We start from the raw sequence: 17,356 nt of genomic DNA, 5'->3' as shown, positions 1-17,356 counted from the left end.
TGGGGCTGAACCTGATCCGTGGGCCTTCCAGTACCCGGTCGAGCAATTGCTTGGTCGCACTCCTGCTACTGCGATCTCTGTAACTGCGCACGATGGATCGGTTGCCACACTTATCTATCGAATGAGAATTCGGCCGTCTCGGCTTTATTGGGGCCGGGGTAGCGACGGCCCTGTCAGTCCCTTCAGTTTTGCCCGCGGCGTCCAGACACGCGCCGACCTCTTGCAAGCCGGTCAAAATCCAATCCTTTGAACCTGGAGTAGTCCACCCCCTCCATGAGTGGAGCTCGAGCCATCTCGCGGGCTCGCGGGACGCTCGACGTAACGGCGGTCGAGCTCAAATGCAGGTACGGTCGTTGCTGGCTTAGCTGTCGGCCGCGAGTGTTGGACGATCGGATCGGCCAGACGGCGTTCCGCCATCGATGCCTCGCGAGAACCCGCGAGTGGGGACGCTTCTTGCGAGGCCGATGGAGTTGCCGGGGACGTGGTTGCCTCCGAGAGCAACTCGACATAGCGGATCTTGAGAAGCTCGACATTGTCGACGATCACGCGATTGGCTGAGGGACCCTTGGCGAGCTCCCGCGCAATGCCAACCAGTCCGCGCATGCCCTCCAGCCCGGGCTCCAGGTGAGGCGAGGGGGGAGGCGGTCCCGCGAGATTATCGACGTCATTGCCTTGAGGTAGCCTCGGACCTCGCTTACCACCTCGCCGGTGTCTCACCGGAAAATTGGGGGGCACCTTGGCTGGCCTCGACGCTGCGCGTTTCGTCGTCCTGTTCCTTCGCCAATCGCCTTGTCCTGATCCTGTCAAAGCAATGGCGAGCATGTGCCGCCATCAAGTCTGCACGAATTCGGGCCTGCCTGGCCGTCAATGCGCCGAGACTCAGGCGGACCGGGCGCTGAGCCTGGGCACAAAGAAAGGTCCTTCGGCACCCTAATCTGGAAGATGTAAACGGATCCTGAGCGCACGAGATAGCGGCCCGGCCGCGCGAGCCGTGGCAGTTTATTGCTGCCAGGTCGGGCGCGGATCAGGCGATACTTCGCGCGATACACCGGGCGATACTTTCGACGATACTTCCATGGACGGAACACCCTTATCCGGGGTCCCGGCGCGGCAATAAGCTCAGGAAATCAGCCGCTTGCGGAACAATTGGGGAAGAGTGGATTCCCGATGGCGGAGAGGGTGACCGCCCGTCCGCCATTCTTGCTGACATTAGTGCCAACTAACCCTTTGCTGTTGCTAGTAAAGTCGCTATGGACGACATGACGGTTATGGCAAACGGCGGTGAAAATGGCGCGACACAAGCTCTCCGAAAGCAACGTCAAACGGCTGGACAGTCCTGGCATCTACGGCGATGGCGACGGCCTCTATATTCGCGTACGCAAGGGAGGCTCCAAGCAGTGGGTCTTCATATTTCGACGCGGTGCCGATCGCACTGAGATCGGGCTCGGAGGATATGGGCAAGGAACCGCCCCCGTATCCCTGTCGCTGGCGAGGGAAAAGGCTGAAGCTATCCGGGACAGCCTTGCGAGAGGCATTGATCCGCGGTCTCCGAGAAAGCCTGCTCGCGTAATCACCTTCGCGCACTGCATGGAGGAACTGCTCAAGGCCAAGGCTAGTGAGTGGACGAACCCGAAGCACGGCGCGCAATGGGAGATGACGCTTCGCGAATATGCCAAGCCGCTGCACGACATCGCTGTCGCCGACATCGTCATGGGGGACGTGAAGGACTGCCTTGCGCCGCACTGGCAAGAACGACCGGAGACAGCCGATCGGCTGCGGTCCCGCATCCAGGCCGTTATCGACTATGCCATAGCTCACGAATGGAGGTCCGCCGGCAACCCAGCCAGATGGAAGGGTCTGCTCGACAAGGTAATGCCAAAGCGCCAGAAGCTTACACGGGGTCACCATGCTGCATTGGCTTATGCCGAGGCGCCGACGATGATGGCTAAGCTTCGGCAGTCTAGCGGAACAGCGGCTCGGGCCGTCGAGTTCATCACCCTGACGGCCGCCAGGAGTGGCGAGGCCAGGGGTGCGACGTTTGACGAGATCGACGAGCAGGCTCGAACCTGGACGGTTCCTGCTGAGCGGATGAAGGGGGGCAGGGAGCACATCGTGCCGCTTTCCGATCGCTGCATGCAGATCGTCGATATCATGCGACAGCGGGCTACGAGCGACCTCATCTTTGGCGGTGGGGTTGAAGGAAGGCCGATATCTGACACGGCAATGACAAAGGCGCTACGTCTTGCTTCACCGGACAAGGCAGCTACCTTGCACGGGCTGCGAAGCATGTTCCGTGATTGGGCCGGTGAGGAAACTGACACTGCGCGCGAGATCGCGGAATGGAGCCTTGCGCACCACGTTGGTAACGCAGTCGAGAGGGCCTATCGCCGCGGCGACGCGCTCGAGAAGCGAAGGGCGCTGATGCGGCGGTGGGCAAAATACTGCCAAGCGGAAGGAAATCGCTCAATATGAATGCAAGATTCTATCCGATCACCTATTCGTATGCACCCGACGACCTAGTTCGTATCAAAGAACAATTCGAGAAGCTGGGGAAAGAAAGGCATCTTGAGTACTATATTCCCGACATCGAAAAATTCGCTTCGGATTATATTAATAGTAATGCCTACAGCTCGTCTTTACCAGACAGAAAAACAATAGAAGAGGAGCATGATCGTCATTTGAGAATAATGGATAAATGCAGAGATATTGTCATATCTAGTTGTATGAGAGATGTGACGCAGAGAGCTCTACCAGGTGGTTTGTGCGAGGATCCTGACTACTCAGAAAATGACGTCAGAGACCGGGAGATATTAGATTTATGCAAGAGTTTTCAGGATCAAGGTATTATCCGATATGAATTCCTCAGGCAAATGGCGGTCCGAGCGCTCGACTGCATGATCGAAGACGGTCGGACCGCGTTGTGCGTCAAAGACGGACGCGAAAGGCAGTACAGGCGATTCTTTATCAACAATGTGAGCGAGGTCTGGGCTGCGCTGAACGACTGCGATTTGCGAGAGTGTACCATTTCGGCGGTAGATGGCAGCCCGATGCTCGAGTTCATCAAGGCTTGTCTGGACCCGGTGACTGAAGTCACCGGCGAGGCTGCCGGAAGCGAGACCATCAAAAATATCGTCAATCAGTTGAAGCGAGAGCTGCTGAGCCGGGAGCGCGTCGAATAGGCAACGAAGCTGCCCATTATTTTGATCTCGCTTTCTAGTCAGTTCGCGATTTGTGGTTTCAATACAGAGCCGTTACCAACTTGGGCGGCATTGAAGGTTTAGCCGTCCCCCTGACTGGAGACGGCAATGAAGACCGAAAGCCCCACGCTCATAAGCATCAACGATGTGTGCCGGCTGACATCGCTTAGCAGGACCTACATCAACCGGCTGCGTTGTGATGGCCGCTTCCCTCAGACCGTGTCGATTGGGGACCGGAGAGTCGCCTTCGTCCGATCAGAAGTACTGGATTGGATCGAAGCCCGCATCGCGGAAAGGTCCACCGCGTGACCGAAGATGATTCGGGCAAGATCGCGAGCGGTCTTGAGGTGCGATCCACGTCGGCCCTCGAACGCGCTTCCGTCTGGTTTGCCGAGAACCGCACACAATTGGTTGGCTCCGCGATCGTCCCAGAACTCAGGAGGCGGTTCGGTCTGACGCCATTGGAGGCAATCGAGGCACTGCGGAACTCGGTAAGATGAGGCGGGGATATCAACCAGCCGCTCAGGTCGTGGCGAGGCTCGGATGGTAGAGCTCGCAAAGAACGACATCTTGTTCGCCCACATGGCGCTGGGACTCTCGCCAGGCCTGTCCAGTGCAGCAAAGCGTGTCGGCGCCGCACTCCTTGAGCACTTCAACCGCAAGACTGCTCGCTGCGACCCGAGCGTCGAGCGACTTGCGCGCCTGTTAGGCGTCGACGAAAAGACGATCCGTCGCGCCACCAAGGACCTCGTCGCCAAGGGGATGTTCAAGAAAAGCAGTCATGGCGGCCGTCACAACACAGCGGCCTATTCGCCAAATTGGCCATGCTTTCGATTAATCATTGCAGATTGGAACGCGCGCATGAAGTCCGGAAAGGGAGTGGAAAAGGCATCAACAAACCGGACAGAAATGTCCGGTAATATCGGGCAGAAATGTCCGTTGGATGCGGACAAGAATGCCCTACAAACCGATAGAACCAACCGGAAGAAAGAACCTGGCGCGGTTTCACTGTCGACGGACGGTGCGGTCGCAGACGGCAAGGGGCTTGGGAAAGAGGGTGCAAAGAAGCCACCTCAGCGAAATATCGTGCATGGGTTCTCTGGCGGTAAATCCGTAAGCCGTTCTGACGCTGCAAAAGCAGCCGAGGCGCGCAAGCTGAGTAAGTGGATCAAATCCCTGCCTACCACCGAGAAACGCATTGAGGCGTGGATGCAGGCGATGCCGCGGGATCTGACATGAACCCGCCGCGGCTGAACACGTGCAGGGACGTGGCCGAGCTTCAGTGGCGCCGCCGCTATCGTCAACCGCGCCCACCGCAGTGTCCTGCTGCCGCTCGTTGTGCTGTCTGCCTTGACAGAAAGGGAAGCCAACGAACTCCTTTTCGAGGAGACGTCACTTGGCACGGTGACTGCCGCGGAGCGGTGCTGGCGCGCGGCCCGGAGGGAGGCGGGGGGCGGGTCGAAAGTCTGGAACCTCTCGGCCGGCTTACCCGCGTCCCCCTCACTCGCGGATTTTTTTCTCGCATGCCAGTTTCTGGACGATCCAAGGGGGGGCACTTCTGCCGCGAGTCCCGGAACTGGTGGGTTTATCGAGAACGGAATGCCGGAATTTTGCTGATTATTTTTCCGCATTCCGGTCTGTTCGCTGCACCAACCCGTCATCAAGTGGCGGCCGCTAAACCTTTCTCAGTTTGCGGTCGGTGCTGGCGGATCTTGATCAGCTACGTAGCCGGGCAGACGGCGCCATCGGCGACCCAGCGGCGGATCAGTTCGCCGAACACTTCCTGCGTGCTCGGCACCGGTTCGCGGCCGGCACCGGGATTCCAGCCCAGCCGACCAGGCTGCCTTCGGCCATGTGCACGACAGTCTCGTCGAGCGTCTTGCAACCACGCCATCTCGCTCGGCGCGAGACGCAATGTCCGGGATAAGGTCCCAGCTGAATGGCCGATTCTGGGCCGCAGGCAGACAGGCAGCTTATGGGCTCTTAATTTCGAAAGCGGACCTTCCGTCAGCGACGGCATCCACCTGGCCTCAACTAACGGGGTGCACACCGAATCGACGCTTGTGCACTAGACCTCATAGCTCTCAAGGTCCACCTTCTGACCAACCAATTAAGGTGGAGATATTTCAGGAAGAGGCGCATCAATACGGCAAATCAGGCCATCGGGGTTAAACTCGAGTCGGACGGTTCCCTTGAGTTCCGTAGCCAACGCGCGTTCGATCAGTCGCGAGCCAAAGCCTCGCCGGCTGGGCATCACGACCTCTGGACCGCCCTTTTCGCGCCAGATCAAGACTATCCGCGGCTCTGGTTCTCGCTCGATGGTCCAACTCAACTCGACAGAGCCGCCGGGGACTGAAAGCGCGCCATGCTTGATGGCGTTGGTACCAAGCTCATGGAGCGCCATGGCAAGTGTCACGGCCATCTTTGGATTGACACTGACGGGCGGACCCGAGATCGAAATTGCATCGCTTCCGGCGTGAGCCCCGAACACCTCCTTAGCGACAGCCGCCAGCAGCGGGGATTTCCAGTTCTCCTTGGTTAGCAAATCATGGGCCGAAGCAAGTGCGGTCAGCCTTCCCTCGAACGCCTTGCGTTCCTGAACTGCATCGGACTCCCCCTTGAATGTTTGCCGGCTTACACTTTGGACGATCGCCAGCATATTCTTGACGCGGTGGTTCAGTTCGTTGACCAGCAACTGCAAGTGCTCGTTGGCCTTGTGTTGCGGGGTCACGTCGTGCCCTTCAAGGAAGACACCGACAATCGAACCGGCTTCGGTAATCGGCTCATAGACGAAATTGACAACGATTTCTCTAGGGGCCGCGCCCTCTTCCTGTTGAATCCGAACCCGGACGTTTTCTCCGATATAGGGTTTCCCGGAGCGGTAAACCTCATCAAGAAGGTCTACAAATCCTTGATCCACCACCTCAGGGAGGGCATCCGCGACTGACTTTCCAATTATGTCTCGCCCGCCGACGATCCTTAAATAGGCGGGATTGGCAAACTCGAAAACGTGATCTGGGCCTCGTAGGGTCGCCATGAAGCTCGGCGCTTTTTCGAACAGACGTTGCAGCCGCTGGTACTCTTCTCGCAGTGCTTCCTGGGCGGTACGTCGAACACTAGAAAGTTCTATCGCAGAGCCAACTCGCGCTAACAATTCGCGGCTAGAGAAGGGTTTCACCAGGTAGTCGTCGGCACCGGCGCCCAAGCCCTCAATCCTTGATTCTTCTCCAGCGCGAGCCGAAAGAGCGATAAACGGCAACTCTTTCGTGGCCTCATTTGTACGCAGTCTAGCAAGTAGGCCAAGCCCATCCAGCCTTGGCATCATCAGGTCGCACAGCACCAGATCAGGTGCCGTTCGCGAAATCGCTTCCAAAGCGTCGACGCCGTCGATCGCAGTTTCCACGCGATAGCCATGACCTCGAAGCAGCTGGCAGAGATAATCACGCATGTCTGCGTTGTCATCGACGACCAAAATGCTCTTGTATTCTTTGTCATGGTTGATGCGATGTGCTTCCTCAGACCTGTTGGGAAGCAGGTTTCCGTTGGATTCGTGGGGGAGCCAACGAAGTGCTTCGGCAACGAACCCGCCATGGCGATTACCAATGGTCGTGGGTTGTTTGCTGTCGCTGACTCTCTCTCTGGGCAGATGGTCGCTGCCGAATGGGATGGCAATCGAGAACGCTGTGCCCTGTCCCACCTTGGTATCGACAGTAATTGTACCGCCATGGAGAACAACCAATTCTCGAACCAGTGCGAGACCGATTCCGCTGCCTTCAATAGAGCGCCCTGTCACTCCCTCCACCCGGTGGAAGCGTTCGAAGAGCCTGGGCAGCTCATGTTCGGGGATACCAACACCGGTGTCGCGAACCGTCATCACGGCCGATTTCCGGTCGCGATTGGAACCGATCTCGATTCGAATGGAGCCTGTGAGCGTGAATTTGAACGCATTCGACACGAGATTAAGGACGATATTCTCCCACATGTCGCGGTCGACGTAGACCAGCTGCGTTAGCTGCTGAGCATCAACGATGAGTTCAAGGCCGGCTCGGTCAGTTGCTGAACGGAAGCTGGACACGAGATCTGTCGTGAACGCGACGAGATCGGTCGGCTGGAAAAATACCGAGGCGCGCCCGGCCTCAATACGTGAGAAATCGAGCAAGCTGTTGACGAGCCGCTGTAACCGCAGCGCATTGCGATAAACGGTGTCCACCAGTAGTCGCTGCTGATCACCGAGAGCGTCACTTGTACTGCCCGCAAGCGCGTCTTCAAGCGGACCAAGCATGAGCGTGAGTGGGGTACGGAACTCATGACTGACATTGGAGAAAAAGGCAGTCTTGGCACGGTCGATCTCGGCGAGCGCCTCGGCTCGGGCACGCTCGACGGCCAAGGCCTCTGCGTCGGCGATCACTGTGGCTAGGCTGGATGCGCACATGTCTAGAAAGACCGAATAGTCAGAGTCCCAACGTAAACGAGGACTTACTCCGAACAACAGAATTGCGACCGGCTCATTCCCACCGGGAAGAATAACTGGTCTGCAGACACCTTGGGTTACCGGCTCTGGCCACGGAGAACAAACCACTTCCCTAGGCAGCGGAAAGGGTGAGCGGGGGAAGTCCCCCTGCTGGTACTGACGAACAGCTTCCAGAATTGTTGCGTCTGAAACTTCAGATGGAGCGTGGCTTGCAACCACCGACCATCCCCCGGTTTCGGTTCGGCCGCAAATTGCAGAGAACGGAACGTCTCCCGGATGCGCTCCAATGGCGTTCACCGCGGACAGGAAAGCCTCTTCACGGCTGGCTTGGGCTTGGGTTGCGGCGATGTCTTGGATTACTAGTTGTCTACGTTCGCGCAAGACGCGGTCCGTCGTCTCAAGCACCGTGACGAAGACCCCGCCGGCCCTGCCAGTTTCAAGCAGGATCGGGCTGTAGGAAAAAACGAAGAAGCACTCCTCGGGGAATCCATAACGGTGGAGGGGAAGCATTAAATCGGTAAACGTCCAAGGCTTCGCTTCCTCGATCACAGAGTGGAACATGGGACCTATATCGCCCCAAATTTCTGTAAAGGTCTTCTCCGTGCCCTCACCAAGCGCGGCCGGATGCTTGCTGTCCCCCAAAATGGGACGGTAGGCGTCGTTGTAGAGTTGCACGAAGTCCGGTCCCCAAGCGATGTACATGGGATATCCGGAGTTCAGCATGATCCCGATGGCCGTTTTCAAACTCTGTGGCCAGTCCGCAGGGGCGCCCAGTGGCGTCCGTAGCCAGTCGAACGTACGGATACGCTCGCCCATCTCACCGCCACCGGATAGGAACTCTTCTCCCATTTGGTCACTTGTCAGCTGATTGATTTCATCGTCTGGATCGACAAATCTCGAAGTGTTCAAAGGATCAATCGGAACATATTGGCTTACCTTGGCATTCGGTTCCAGTTAGTTATGCGCGCCGAATGGCTGATGAAATGGGGGTGGCGTTGAGCGAACGTCTTCGAGGTTTACGTGTACTTGTCGTGGAGGATGAGCCACTCATCGCTATGCTGCTGGAGGATATGCTGATCGAATTGGGCGCTATCGCTTCGGAATATGCTAGTAACGTGGCCGACGGCACTTCAATAGTGGAGCGTGGCGGCATTGACATTGCGATCCTCGACTTGAACCTTGATGGAACCCCGGTTTTTCCAATTGCGAAGCTGTTGAGGTCCCGCGGTCTGCCTTTTACGTTTGCCAGCGGTTACGGTGTGGCTGGGTTGCCTTCGGAGTTTGAAGGCTACCCTTGCGTGGCCAAGCCATATCAGATGGAGGAAATTGCCGCTGCCCTTATCCAGGCATTGTCCTCCCCAACACCGACCAGCGAGAGCGTCAAACGCTAGTAGTTCTGAAATTCGGCGTGGCTAGCTCGTCCCCACCTTAAGACTCGAGGTGTTGAGCGGCTTTGGACGCGACGACTAAGGGCCGCTCGTGCCCTCCACGCAAAGAGGCCATCGGCCAACTACTGCAATACTTGAAGCGCAACCACGCGGAACATCCGGGCCGGTCCGGCATTCATGTCTCGAAGCAGCAGGAGACAGAAACATGCGTACGGTATCGGGATTATTCGACACTCGTGATCAAGCCGAAGCAGCCGTGGATGCGCTAGGCGAAGCAGGCATCAGCAGCGAGAATATCAGCCTGGTCCGCCCCGGGGATGACGACGACGATGATGGGCTGGAAGGCGCAGCCGTTGGCGCAACGGTCGGCGGCGTGCTCGGCGCGCTGGCTGCTTTCGCCATTCCTGGCATCGGCCCGGTGGTCGGTGCGGGCTGGCTTGCCACGGCACTGACCGGTGCTGCCGCTGGCGGGCTGATCGGGGCTCTGGCTGATGCAGGCATCGACGAGGAAGACGCCCACGTTTACGCCGAGGGCATCAGGAGGGGCAACACCCTGGTGATCGCGCGTGTCGAGGACGCTCAGGTGGACGCGGCCACAGCGATACTCGGCCAATCTGGCTCCGTGGACGTCAGCAGCCGACGCGAAGAGTTTGTGAGATCGGGGTGGGATCGCTTCGATGAGAACGGCGACCCGTGGCTGGACGAGCGCATGCATGCGTCTTCCCTGCAGGTCCCGCCTGTTCGATAGAGCCGTAAAGCTTCAGCGAAGGAGGACCTGAGATGAAACAGGACAAGAGCAACGCGGCGAGCAAGCCGAAAGACAAGAAGCCGACTGACGCTTCGGAGCAGGTTGATCGCCCGGGGTTCGACCTTGGCGGCTCGACCGGAAAGACGCGGGCCGGTCGCGGTCTTGGTCTGGGCACCGACGGAAAGAAGACCCAGAAGGACAGCGCCTGCCTCGCAACTGACCCGAGAGAACAGATCGACCCGCCACGAATGCAGATCTCAACTCGCGGTGATCATTGTTCGCTCCCTGTCGCGTGTCTCGCGGATGCGGGCATGAGCAGGGGCAACCTACCCCGCGGACGCTCCATTTTCCGACGCGCAGCATGAAATATGCTGAATTGAGTCCAAGATTCGTCGGACGATGCATAATTGCGCTCGACGGACTGGCCCGCAAACTGCCACCAGTTTCCGACTGAAAGAGGCCCGCTTCGAATGCCGCTCCGACGCGCATTGGAGACCGGTAGCTACGGGGGCAAGAGCAACCGGCAGGTCTTGGGTTTCAGATCCTTGATGGCGGTCATTCAAATCTGTGCGCACTCGGGCATGGATGACCCGTCCACGATACCTATTTATCTGACGGGTCGCGCAAATCACGATGCTGGCATAAGGCAGCCAGTGTGCAGAATGAATTCGACTATGATGTGGGAGGAACGCTACGATCAGGAAGAATACGTATTTGGTACCGAACCCAACGCATTCCTCAGGTACTGCGGTTCGCTACTAAGGCCGGGCCAAAGGCGCTCGCTGTCGCCGATGGCGAAGGCCGCAATGGCGTCTGGCTGGCACATCGGGGCTTGATGTCACGGGTTTCGACGCGTCGGCGGTGGGCCTCGACAAGGCGAGACGGCTTGCGGCACGCCACGGCGTGGAGGTCGACTACCAGTTGGCGTCGTGGAAGGCTGGGCTTGGGAGCGCGACGCCTTCGACGTCGTCGCGGCGATCTTCATCCAGTTTGCCGAGCCGCCGTTGCGAAAGCTGATCTTCGAGGCATGCTCCGGACGCTCAAACCGGGCGGTTTCCTCCTATTTCAAGGCTACACGCCCCCGACAGATCGAGTACGGTACGGGCTGACCACGCTCGGTCGAAAAACCTCTACACGCGTCCCATCCTGGAAGATGCATTCGCCTCACTTACGATCGAGCGGCTCGACGAGCACGACGGCGAGATCGAAGAAGGTTCCGGCCATTCCGGCATGTCAGGGCTCATCGACCTGATCGCTCGAAAGGCATGACCTCTCGCCCGGCATCTCAGACAAGTAGATGCGACATTGAGGGATCGGGAATGACAACGATAGGGCTGCCATCGCGCACGGTGTCGTAGAGATGCGCGACATCCTGGTTGACCAGACGAATGCACCCTGAGGAGACCGATTGGCCGATCGATGTCGCCTCCGGCGTCCCGTGCAGGCGATAGAGCGTGTCGCGGCCGCCCTCGTGGATGTAGAGCGCTCGCGCGCCCAGCGGATTATTCAGGCCCGGGCCCATACCGCCATTTGCGATCGAATAGGGTTCGAGCTCCGGCTGCCGGGCGACCATGGAATCAGGCGGGGTCCAGCGCGGCCATTTGCGTTTGTAGGCGACGATGGCGCGGCCGGCCCATGCGAATCCCTCGCGTCCGACGCCGATGCCGTAGCGCATTGCACGGCTACCCGGCAGCACGTGGTAGAGATATTTTCCCGGCGTATCGACGATCAGCGTGCCCACGCGCTCGTCGGTGGGATAGTCGATCTCCCGGCGCCAGAACCGCTGATCGAGTTGGGCCAAATCGACCGCGGGAACGGGGAACTGCTCTTTCGGCATTGCGGCATACATCAGCGGTGTTGACGGAGGCGGTGGCGGCGCGGCAACGAGCGCAGGCCCTTGTGCTGTCGGGAGCGCCGTCGTGCAGCCGCCCAGAAAAAGCGCGCCCGTGCCGACGAGGAATGCGCGCCTTGGAACGCCGGTTCGCTGTGGCAACTTTGAACGGTCGACGGGGAATCTCATGCTGGCCTCGATGCTTCTTGATTTCGACGCCGTGAGGCCTGTGTCAGCTTAAGCCTGCCTTAAGGGCCGTCGTCAGGCTGTGGCGCATCGACAACAAGGCAGGACGATCATGAACCAGCGACACAAACATACATGGACGGCGCCACTTCTCGGCCGGCCGGCATCCCGCCGTCAGCTCCTCCTCGGCATGGGTGCCGCAGGACTTCTCCTGAGTTTCGGCGGCCTTCGCGACCGAGCCTTCGCGCAGGATCTCGATCCGGAGATGGTCCTGAACGATCCGGCTTCGCCTGTGGGCGGCAACCCGAACGGCTCGCTGAACATTGTCACCTTCTTCGACTACAACTGTCCCTTCTGCCGGCGTGCCAGCAGGCCGCTCGATGAAGTCGTCCGGGCCGACGGAGACATCCGCCTTGTTTACAAGGAATGGCCCATCCTGACGGATGCATCGAGGGACGGCGCCGTGCTCGCCCTGTCGGCACAGCCTCAGGGCAAGTACGAGACGGCCCACGCCGCCTTTATGGCGCAGGAAGGTCGCGCCGACGCGGCTGCGATGCGGAGCGTGCTGGAAGCGACCGACATCGACATGTCGAGGCTGGACGCCGACCGCAAGGCGCATGGAAGCGAGATCGATGCACAGCTTGCCCGCAACCTGGCGATTGCGGAGGCACTCGGTCTGCAGGGCACACCCGCCTATCTGATCGGCCCGTTCCTCGTCGCCTCCGCGCTCGACAAGGCCGGCTTCGGACAGGTGATCAAGGATGCGCGGGCGCGAGCAAAGGAGGGCTGAACGTCTCAGGCCTTCTGGAAATGGAGGGTGGCGCGGAAGCCGCCACCTTCCTGGTTAGCCAGCGCCAGGCTTCCGCCGACCCGCCGCATGATGGTGTCCACGATCGCGAGGCCAAGGCCGGACCCAGCCCCGTCGCGACTTGCACCGCGGTAGAAGCGTTCGCGGGCGTGCGCGAGATCCTCTTCGGTCATGCCGGGTCCCGCATCGATGACCTCGAAGCGGATTTCCTGACCGGGTGACGAGATGATGATCCGCACCGCCCCGCCAGCCGCCGAGTGCAGAATTGCGTTTTCGAGGATGTTGCGTAGTGCGGTGGTGGCAAGCGCCCGGTCGCTGGAAACCATCCCGGCATGAACGCCGTGCACGTCGATGGTGACGTCGCGGCGCGCTGCAAGGGTCTCCGCCGACTGCACGCCATCGCGCACGATCGCTGCGGAATCGGCGGAGGAGATCGTATCTTGCTCCTCGTTGGCGTCGGCGGCCGCCAGATCGAGCAACTGCCTGACCAGCCGCGACGAGCGGTCGACCCCACCTGCGATCTGCTCGAGCGCGTGCCGGCGGATCCCGGGATCATCGGACGCCAGCGCGATCTGCGCCTGTGTCTTCAGGCCGGCGAGTGGCGTCTTCAGTTCGTGGGCTGCGAACACTGTGAAACTTTTCTCCCGATCCCGAGCACCGGCGACGCGTCCGAACAGGCCGTTGATGGCATCGAGTGCGGGCTGCAGTTCGCCGGGCGCATCGGGCAGGTCGACCGGACGCAGATCGTCGGCGTGCCGCTGGCTCAGGAGACCTGCCATGCGGTCGAGTGGGCGCATGCCGCGCTGAACCGACAGCCAGATCAGGAGCCCAGCGATCGGCAGGACGATTGTCATGGGCAGCAGCGTGCCGGTCATGACGTCATTCACCAGCGATCGGCGAACCTTAAGGTTGTCGCCGACCATCACCTGAACGCCGCGGTCGGAGTTCAAAACCGTGTAGACGCGCCAGGTGTGGCCGTCGATCGTGGTCTGCGAGAAACCGTCATCGCTCGATGCCAGGCGTTCGCGCGGCGCTGCCTCCGAGCGCCCGACCAACCCACCAGCCAAGGACCAGATCTGGCAGGAGAGCTGATGGCTGTAGGGCTCGTCGGTCATCGTCTCGACGTCGAGCCCCTCGATCGCGCCGGCTGCCGTTGCGATCTCGATGCGATGGTCGGTGATCAGCGAATCCACCATGCGGGCGGCTTCTCGCAGCCGGGCATCGAGCACCTGCTCGACGCGCGCCTGTGTGCTCCAGTAGATCCACGCCGCCGCGGATAGCCATATGGCCCCGGTCGTAAGAAGGAGGATCAGCAGCAGTCTAGCGCGCATCGAGTTCACGGCGGCTCTCCGCCGACGCGATAGCCGATGCCGCGCACGGTCTGGACGACGCCCGCGCCGAGCTTTGCTCTGAGATTGTGGATATGGACCTCAACCGCATTGCTCTCTACGCCTTCCTGCCAGCCGTAGATAGTCTCCTCCAGCGCCGTCCTGGCGATGACTGCGCCGGGGCGTTCCATGAGCAGGCGCAGGATGGTGAATTCGCGGCGAGTAAGGCCGACAGGCTTGTCATTGCGGGTAACGGTATGCGTCGCAGGGTCGAGCACAACATCCTGCCAGGACAGGGTTGCGTTTGCTCGCCCGGAGCCACGCCGCTGGATAGCACGCAGACGGGCGGCGAGTTCGTCGAGATCGAAGGGCTTGCCGAGATAATCGTCGGCGCCGGCGTCGAGCCCGGCGATCCGGTCGCCGACCTGGTCGCGTGCCGTCAGGAGCAGAATCGGCGTTGCGTCGCGCTCGCGTCGTCTCTGTGCGAGAAGATCAATGCCCGACCCGTCGGGAAGCATGATGTCGAGCACGACGGCCTCGTAATCGCTCGCACGCAGGGCCGCATCGGCATCCGTGCAAGTCGAGACAGCGTCCGGGCTGAAGCCTGCGAGCTTCAACCCGACGGTCAATCCGTCCAGCAAAATAGGATCGTCTTCGACGATGAGAATGCGCACCGCTGACAGCGACTCCTTCCGATTGCAGGTCCTGTCTCGACCCATCCGCTTAAGGCTGCCTTAAGTTGCCCCACCGAGACGGCACTGCTTCGCAACGAAAGAAGGCCTGATCAAGATGCGGTTCACCGTCTTGGCTCTCATTGCCCTGCTCCTCTCGGTGGGCGCAGCCCTTACGCAGCCGGCTGCGCCGCTCGATGTCGACGAGGCCTTCGCGTTGTCAGTTGCGAGAGACGGGGAGACAGTTGAACTCCGCTGGACGATCGCTTCCGGCTACTATCTCTACCGCGACAATGTACAGGTCACCCAAGGCGCGGGCGACCTTCCGGTCACGATCTCGAAGGGCGTCGCCAAGGAGGATCCGGGCTTCGGCAATGTCGAGGTCATCTTCGACGAAGCCGTCGCGATCGTCGTACCTGAGACCGGCGAACCTCTACGTGTCGAGTACCAAGGCTGCCAGGACGGTGGCATATGCTATCGGCCCGAAGCGCGCATCATCGCGCCTGATACGCTCGCGATCACGAACGCCGTCAGCGACTTCGTCGCGCCGACGACCGCCGACAACTCGCTGGCTGCCGCCGGCATCGCGATCGCGGACAATGGCGGGGAGGCCTCCTCGATCCTCGCGGGCAGGAGTGTCTTCTGGATCACGTTGAGCTTTCTCGGCTTCGGCCTGCTGCTGGCCTTCACCCCATGCGTCTTCCCGATCTATCCAATCGTAATCGGCATGCTCGGCCGCCAGGGCGAACGGACAAATGCCCGCCGCGGTTTTGCGCTGTCCACCACCTACGTTGTCGGTCTGGCGCTTGCGTTTGCGATCGTCGGTGCCGTCGTTGGCTGGAGCGGGCAGAACATCCAGTTCGCTCTGCAGTCGCCGGTTACCACCGCAGCGGTCGCGGTGCTCTTCTTCGTCTTGGCGGCCTCCATGTTCGGCGCCTTTGAGTTGCACCTTCCGAGCGCGTTCACTGCCCGGTTTGCAGGACAAAGCAGGGGCGGCTCCCTTGGATCGGCCGGCATGCTCGGGTTCACCTCGGCGCTGATCGTCGGACCTTGCGTGACGGCGCCGCTCGCCGGCGCGCTGGTCTACATCGCGCAAGGCGGCGACTGGCGCATCGGTGCGCTGGCGCTGTTCGCGCTGGGTTTTGGAAAGGGCCTGCCACTCATCGCCATGGCCACTTTCGGCGCTGGCCTGTTGCCGCGCGCCGGACGCTGGATGGAGGAGATCAAACGCCTGTTCGGCTTCGGCTTCACTGCCATGGCGATCTGGGTCGCGACGCCGCTCGTGCCCTTGGCGATGGACCTGTCGCTTTATGCACTGCTCTTGATGATCGCCGCGGCCGACCTCGTGCTGCGTATCTCGTCGCGACGAGCAAAGGCGGCCGGTATGGGACTGACGCTCGTTGCGGGCGTCCTGGCTCTCGGCGCGCTCGATGGCAGCGGCAAGCCCATGCAGGCCCTGGCGAGGATCGCGCTTCGCTCCACGCCGCCTATCCAATCGGACCTTGCATTCACCACGACCGCCTCGCGCGAAGGCCTGCTACGCGCCTTCGATGCGGCCGGCGAGAAGGGGCAGCCGATGATGCTCTACGTCACGGCCGACTGGTGCGTGATTTGCCGGACCATCGAGCGCAAGGTGCTCCCAGGCAAAGGGGTCGCTGCAGCCTTGGAAGGCGTCCATCTGGTGAAATTCGATGTCAGTGAATTCGACGCGGCCGCCCAGTCGGTTTTGGACGAACTGAAAGTCGCCGGACCGCCAACCATGATGTTCTTCGACCCCACCCGGAAGGAGCGGCAAGGGACGCGCCTGATCGGAAGCATAGAGCCATCCGACCTTGTCGACTCCGCGACGGCACTCAAGCGATGAATGCCATCACGATCGGACCGATCATGCTGTCGGTCGACAGGCTCGTCGCCCTTGCGGGCATACTCGCCTTCATCGCTGTTACGACGATCGCGGCGCGCAAGGGCGGCGACCGCGTCGCGCGATGGTCGACGACCGGTCTGGTCGTCGGGATCATCGCAGCGCGGATCGCCCATGTCGTCATCAACTGGAGCACTTCGCGGAAGACTCGTGGCGTGCGGTTGCCGTCTGGCAAGGCGGGTTCTTCTGGCCCGCCGGCGTTCTCGCCGCGCTCATCCTCCTGCTGGTCCAGGTCAGGGACATGCGCGGACGGATCGCAGGCCTTGCCGGCCTGGCCGCCGGCCTCTTGGTCTGGAATGCCGCTTCACTCCTGACGTCAGGCGTCGATCCGGTGCCGCTGCCAGGCAATCCGCTGCAGACGCTCGGTGGGGAGAAGATTGCGCTTCCCGCACTCGCCAGAATGCCCATGGTGATCAACCTCTGGGCCACATGGTGTCGCCCTGCCGGCGCGAGATGCCGATGATTGCCGAAATCGCGGCGGCGAACAGCAACATCACTTTCGTCTTCGCGAACCAGGGTGAGGATGCGCCCGCATCCGCCGCTATCTCTCGCAGCCGGGCCTGCTCCTGCCCAATGTCCTTATGGACGGCCTCGGCGAGCTTGGCCGGCACTACAAGGCGCCGGGCCTGCCGGCGACGCTGTTCGTCGGGGCAGATGGCCGACTGGTCGACATCCATCTCGGCGAGATTTCGCGAGAGGCGATGCGCGCCAAAATGGAAGGTCTTGTTTCGTGGACGCTGCCAAAGGAGAATGACGGCTGAAAGCCGGAACCCACCGCTCAACAGATCCATTCTCCTTACTTGGCAG

General features: G+C 60.7%; 16 protein-coding genes. 10 read left to right on the top strand and 6 right to left on the bottom strand.

All coding sequences use genetic code 11. The features are described from left to right. Positions 1-1,287: 1,287 nt before the first annotated feature. The 4 genes from ACT2BZ_RS05115 to ACT2BZ_RS05100 all read left to right on the top strand — a co-directional run bounded on the left by ACT2BZ_RS05115 (position 1,288) and on the right by ACT2BZ_RS05100 (position 4,436). Complete coding sequence (locus tag ACT2BZ_RS05115) at positions 1,288-2,472, top strand: tyrosine-type recombinase/integrase (RefSeq protein ID WP_457939773.1); 1,185 nt, start codon at positions 1,288-1,290, stop codon at positions 2,470-2,472. Next, complete coding sequence (locus ACT2BZ_RS05110) at positions 2,469-3,179, top strand: hypothetical protein (protein WP_457939772.1); 711 nt, start codon at positions 2,469-2,471, stop codon at positions 3,177-3,179. The genes ACT2BZ_RS05115 and ACT2BZ_RS05110 overlap by 4 nt, the downstream gene beginning before the upstream one ends. Before the next feature lie 126 nt (positions 3,180-3,305). Then, entirely contained in the window at positions 3,306-3,506 is a 201-nt protein-coding gene (locus tag ACT2BZ_RS05105) for a helix-turn-helix transcriptional regulator (RefSeq protein WP_457936902.1), read from the top strand. Positions 3,507-3,740: 234 nt separating this feature from the next. After that, a complete protein-coding gene (locus ACT2BZ_RS05100) occupies positions 3,741-4,436 on the top strand; it encodes a helix-turn-helix domain-containing protein (RefSeq protein ID WP_457939771.1) in 696 nt (231 codons plus the stop codon). Positions 4,437-5,307: 871 nt separating this feature from the next. On the opposite strand, the gene ACT2BZ_RS05095 is transcribed toward ACT2BZ_RS05100, so the two are convergent. Then, entirely contained in the window at positions 5,308-8,577 is a 3,270-nt protein-coding gene (locus ACT2BZ_RS05095) for an ATP-binding protein (RefSeq protein WP_457939770.1), read from the bottom strand. 62 nt (positions 8,578-8,639) lie between these two features. On the opposite strand from ACT2BZ_RS05095, the gene ACT2BZ_RS05090 reads away from it, so the two are divergent. The 4 genes from ACT2BZ_RS05090 to ACT2BZ_RS05075 all read left to right on the top strand — a co-directional run bounded on the left by ACT2BZ_RS05090 (position 8,640) and on the right by ACT2BZ_RS05075 (position 10,913). After that, entirely contained in the window at positions 8,640-9,059 is a 420-nt protein-coding gene (locus ACT2BZ_RS05090; protein WP_457939769.1) for a response regulator, read from the top strand. A gap of 202 nt (positions 9,060-9,261) precedes the next feature. Beyond that, positions 9,262-9,804, top strand: a complete 543-nt coding sequence (locus ACT2BZ_RS05085; RefSeq protein ID WP_457939768.1) for a hypothetical protein — start codon at positions 9,262-9,264, stop codon at positions 9,802-9,804. 32 nt (positions 9,805-9,836) lie between these two features. Then, complete coding sequence (locus tag ACT2BZ_RS05080) at positions 9,837-10,169, top strand: hypothetical protein (protein ID WP_457939767.1); 333 nt, start codon at positions 9,837-9,839, stop codon at positions 10,167-10,169. A 564-nt stretch (positions 10,170-10,733) separates the two neighbouring features. Next, positions 10,734-10,913, top strand: coding sequence for a hypothetical protein (locus ACT2BZ_RS05075; RefSeq protein ID WP_457939766.1), 180 nt, complete (start codon positions 10,734-10,736; stop codon positions 10,911-10,913). 176 nt (positions 10,914-11,089) lie between these two features. Here the strand turns inward: ACT2BZ_RS05075 and ACT2BZ_RS05070 are convergent, their stop codons facing one another. Beyond that, on the bottom strand, positions 11,090-11,824 hold the full coding sequence (locus ACT2BZ_RS05070; RefSeq protein ID WP_457939765.1) for a L,D-transpeptidase: 735 nt from the start codon (positions 11,822-11,824) through the stop codon (positions 11,090-11,092). Between the two features lie 109 nt (positions 11,825-11,933). On the opposite strand from ACT2BZ_RS05070, the gene ACT2BZ_RS05065 reads away from it, so the two are divergent. Next, entirely contained in the window at positions 11,934-12,611 is a 678-nt protein-coding gene (locus ACT2BZ_RS05065) for a DsbA family protein (protein WP_457939764.1), read from the top strand. 5 nt (positions 12,612-12,616) lie between these two features. On the opposite strand, the gene ACT2BZ_RS05060 is transcribed toward ACT2BZ_RS05065, so the two are convergent. Then, entirely contained in the window at positions 12,617-13,960 is a 1,344-nt protein-coding gene (locus tag ACT2BZ_RS05060) for an ATP-binding protein (protein WP_457941227.1), read from the bottom strand. 5 nt (positions 13,961-13,965) lie between these two features. Next, entirely contained in the window at positions 13,966-14,631 is a 666-nt protein-coding gene (locus ACT2BZ_RS05055; RefSeq protein ID WP_457939763.1) for a response regulator, read from the bottom strand. 115 nt (positions 14,632-14,746) lie between these two features. Between ACT2BZ_RS05055 and dsbD the strand changes: the two genes are divergently transcribed. Beyond that, the gene (gene dsbD / locus ACT2BZ_RS05050) at positions 14,747-16,492 is read left to right on the top strand and encodes a protein-disulfide reductase DsbD (RefSeq protein WP_457939762.1); all 1,746 of its coding nucleotides are present in this window, start codon (positions 14,747-14,749) and stop codon (positions 16,490-16,492) included. Here the strand turns inward: dsbD and ACT2BZ_RS05045 are convergent. Both ACT2BZ_RS05045 and ACT2BZ_RS05040 read right to left on the bottom strand, forming a co-directional pair. After that, positions 16,482-16,724, bottom strand: coding sequence for a hypothetical protein (locus ACT2BZ_RS05045; RefSeq protein WP_457939761.1), 243 nt, complete (start codon positions 16,722-16,724; stop codon positions 16,482-16,484). The genes dsbD and ACT2BZ_RS05045 overlap by 11 nt on opposite strands. 238 nt (positions 16,725-16,962) lie before the next feature. Beyond that, positions 16,963-17,331, bottom strand: coding sequence for a hypothetical protein (locus ACT2BZ_RS05040; RefSeq protein WP_457939760.1), 369 nt, complete (start codon positions 17,329-17,331; stop codon positions 16,963-16,965). Positions 17,332-17,356: the final 25 nt, after the last annotated feature.

It is taken from the genome of Mesorhizobium sp. 10J20-29, from assembly GCF_054130485.1.
This window is presented reverse-complemented; position numbering and strand designations above follow the sequence as displayed.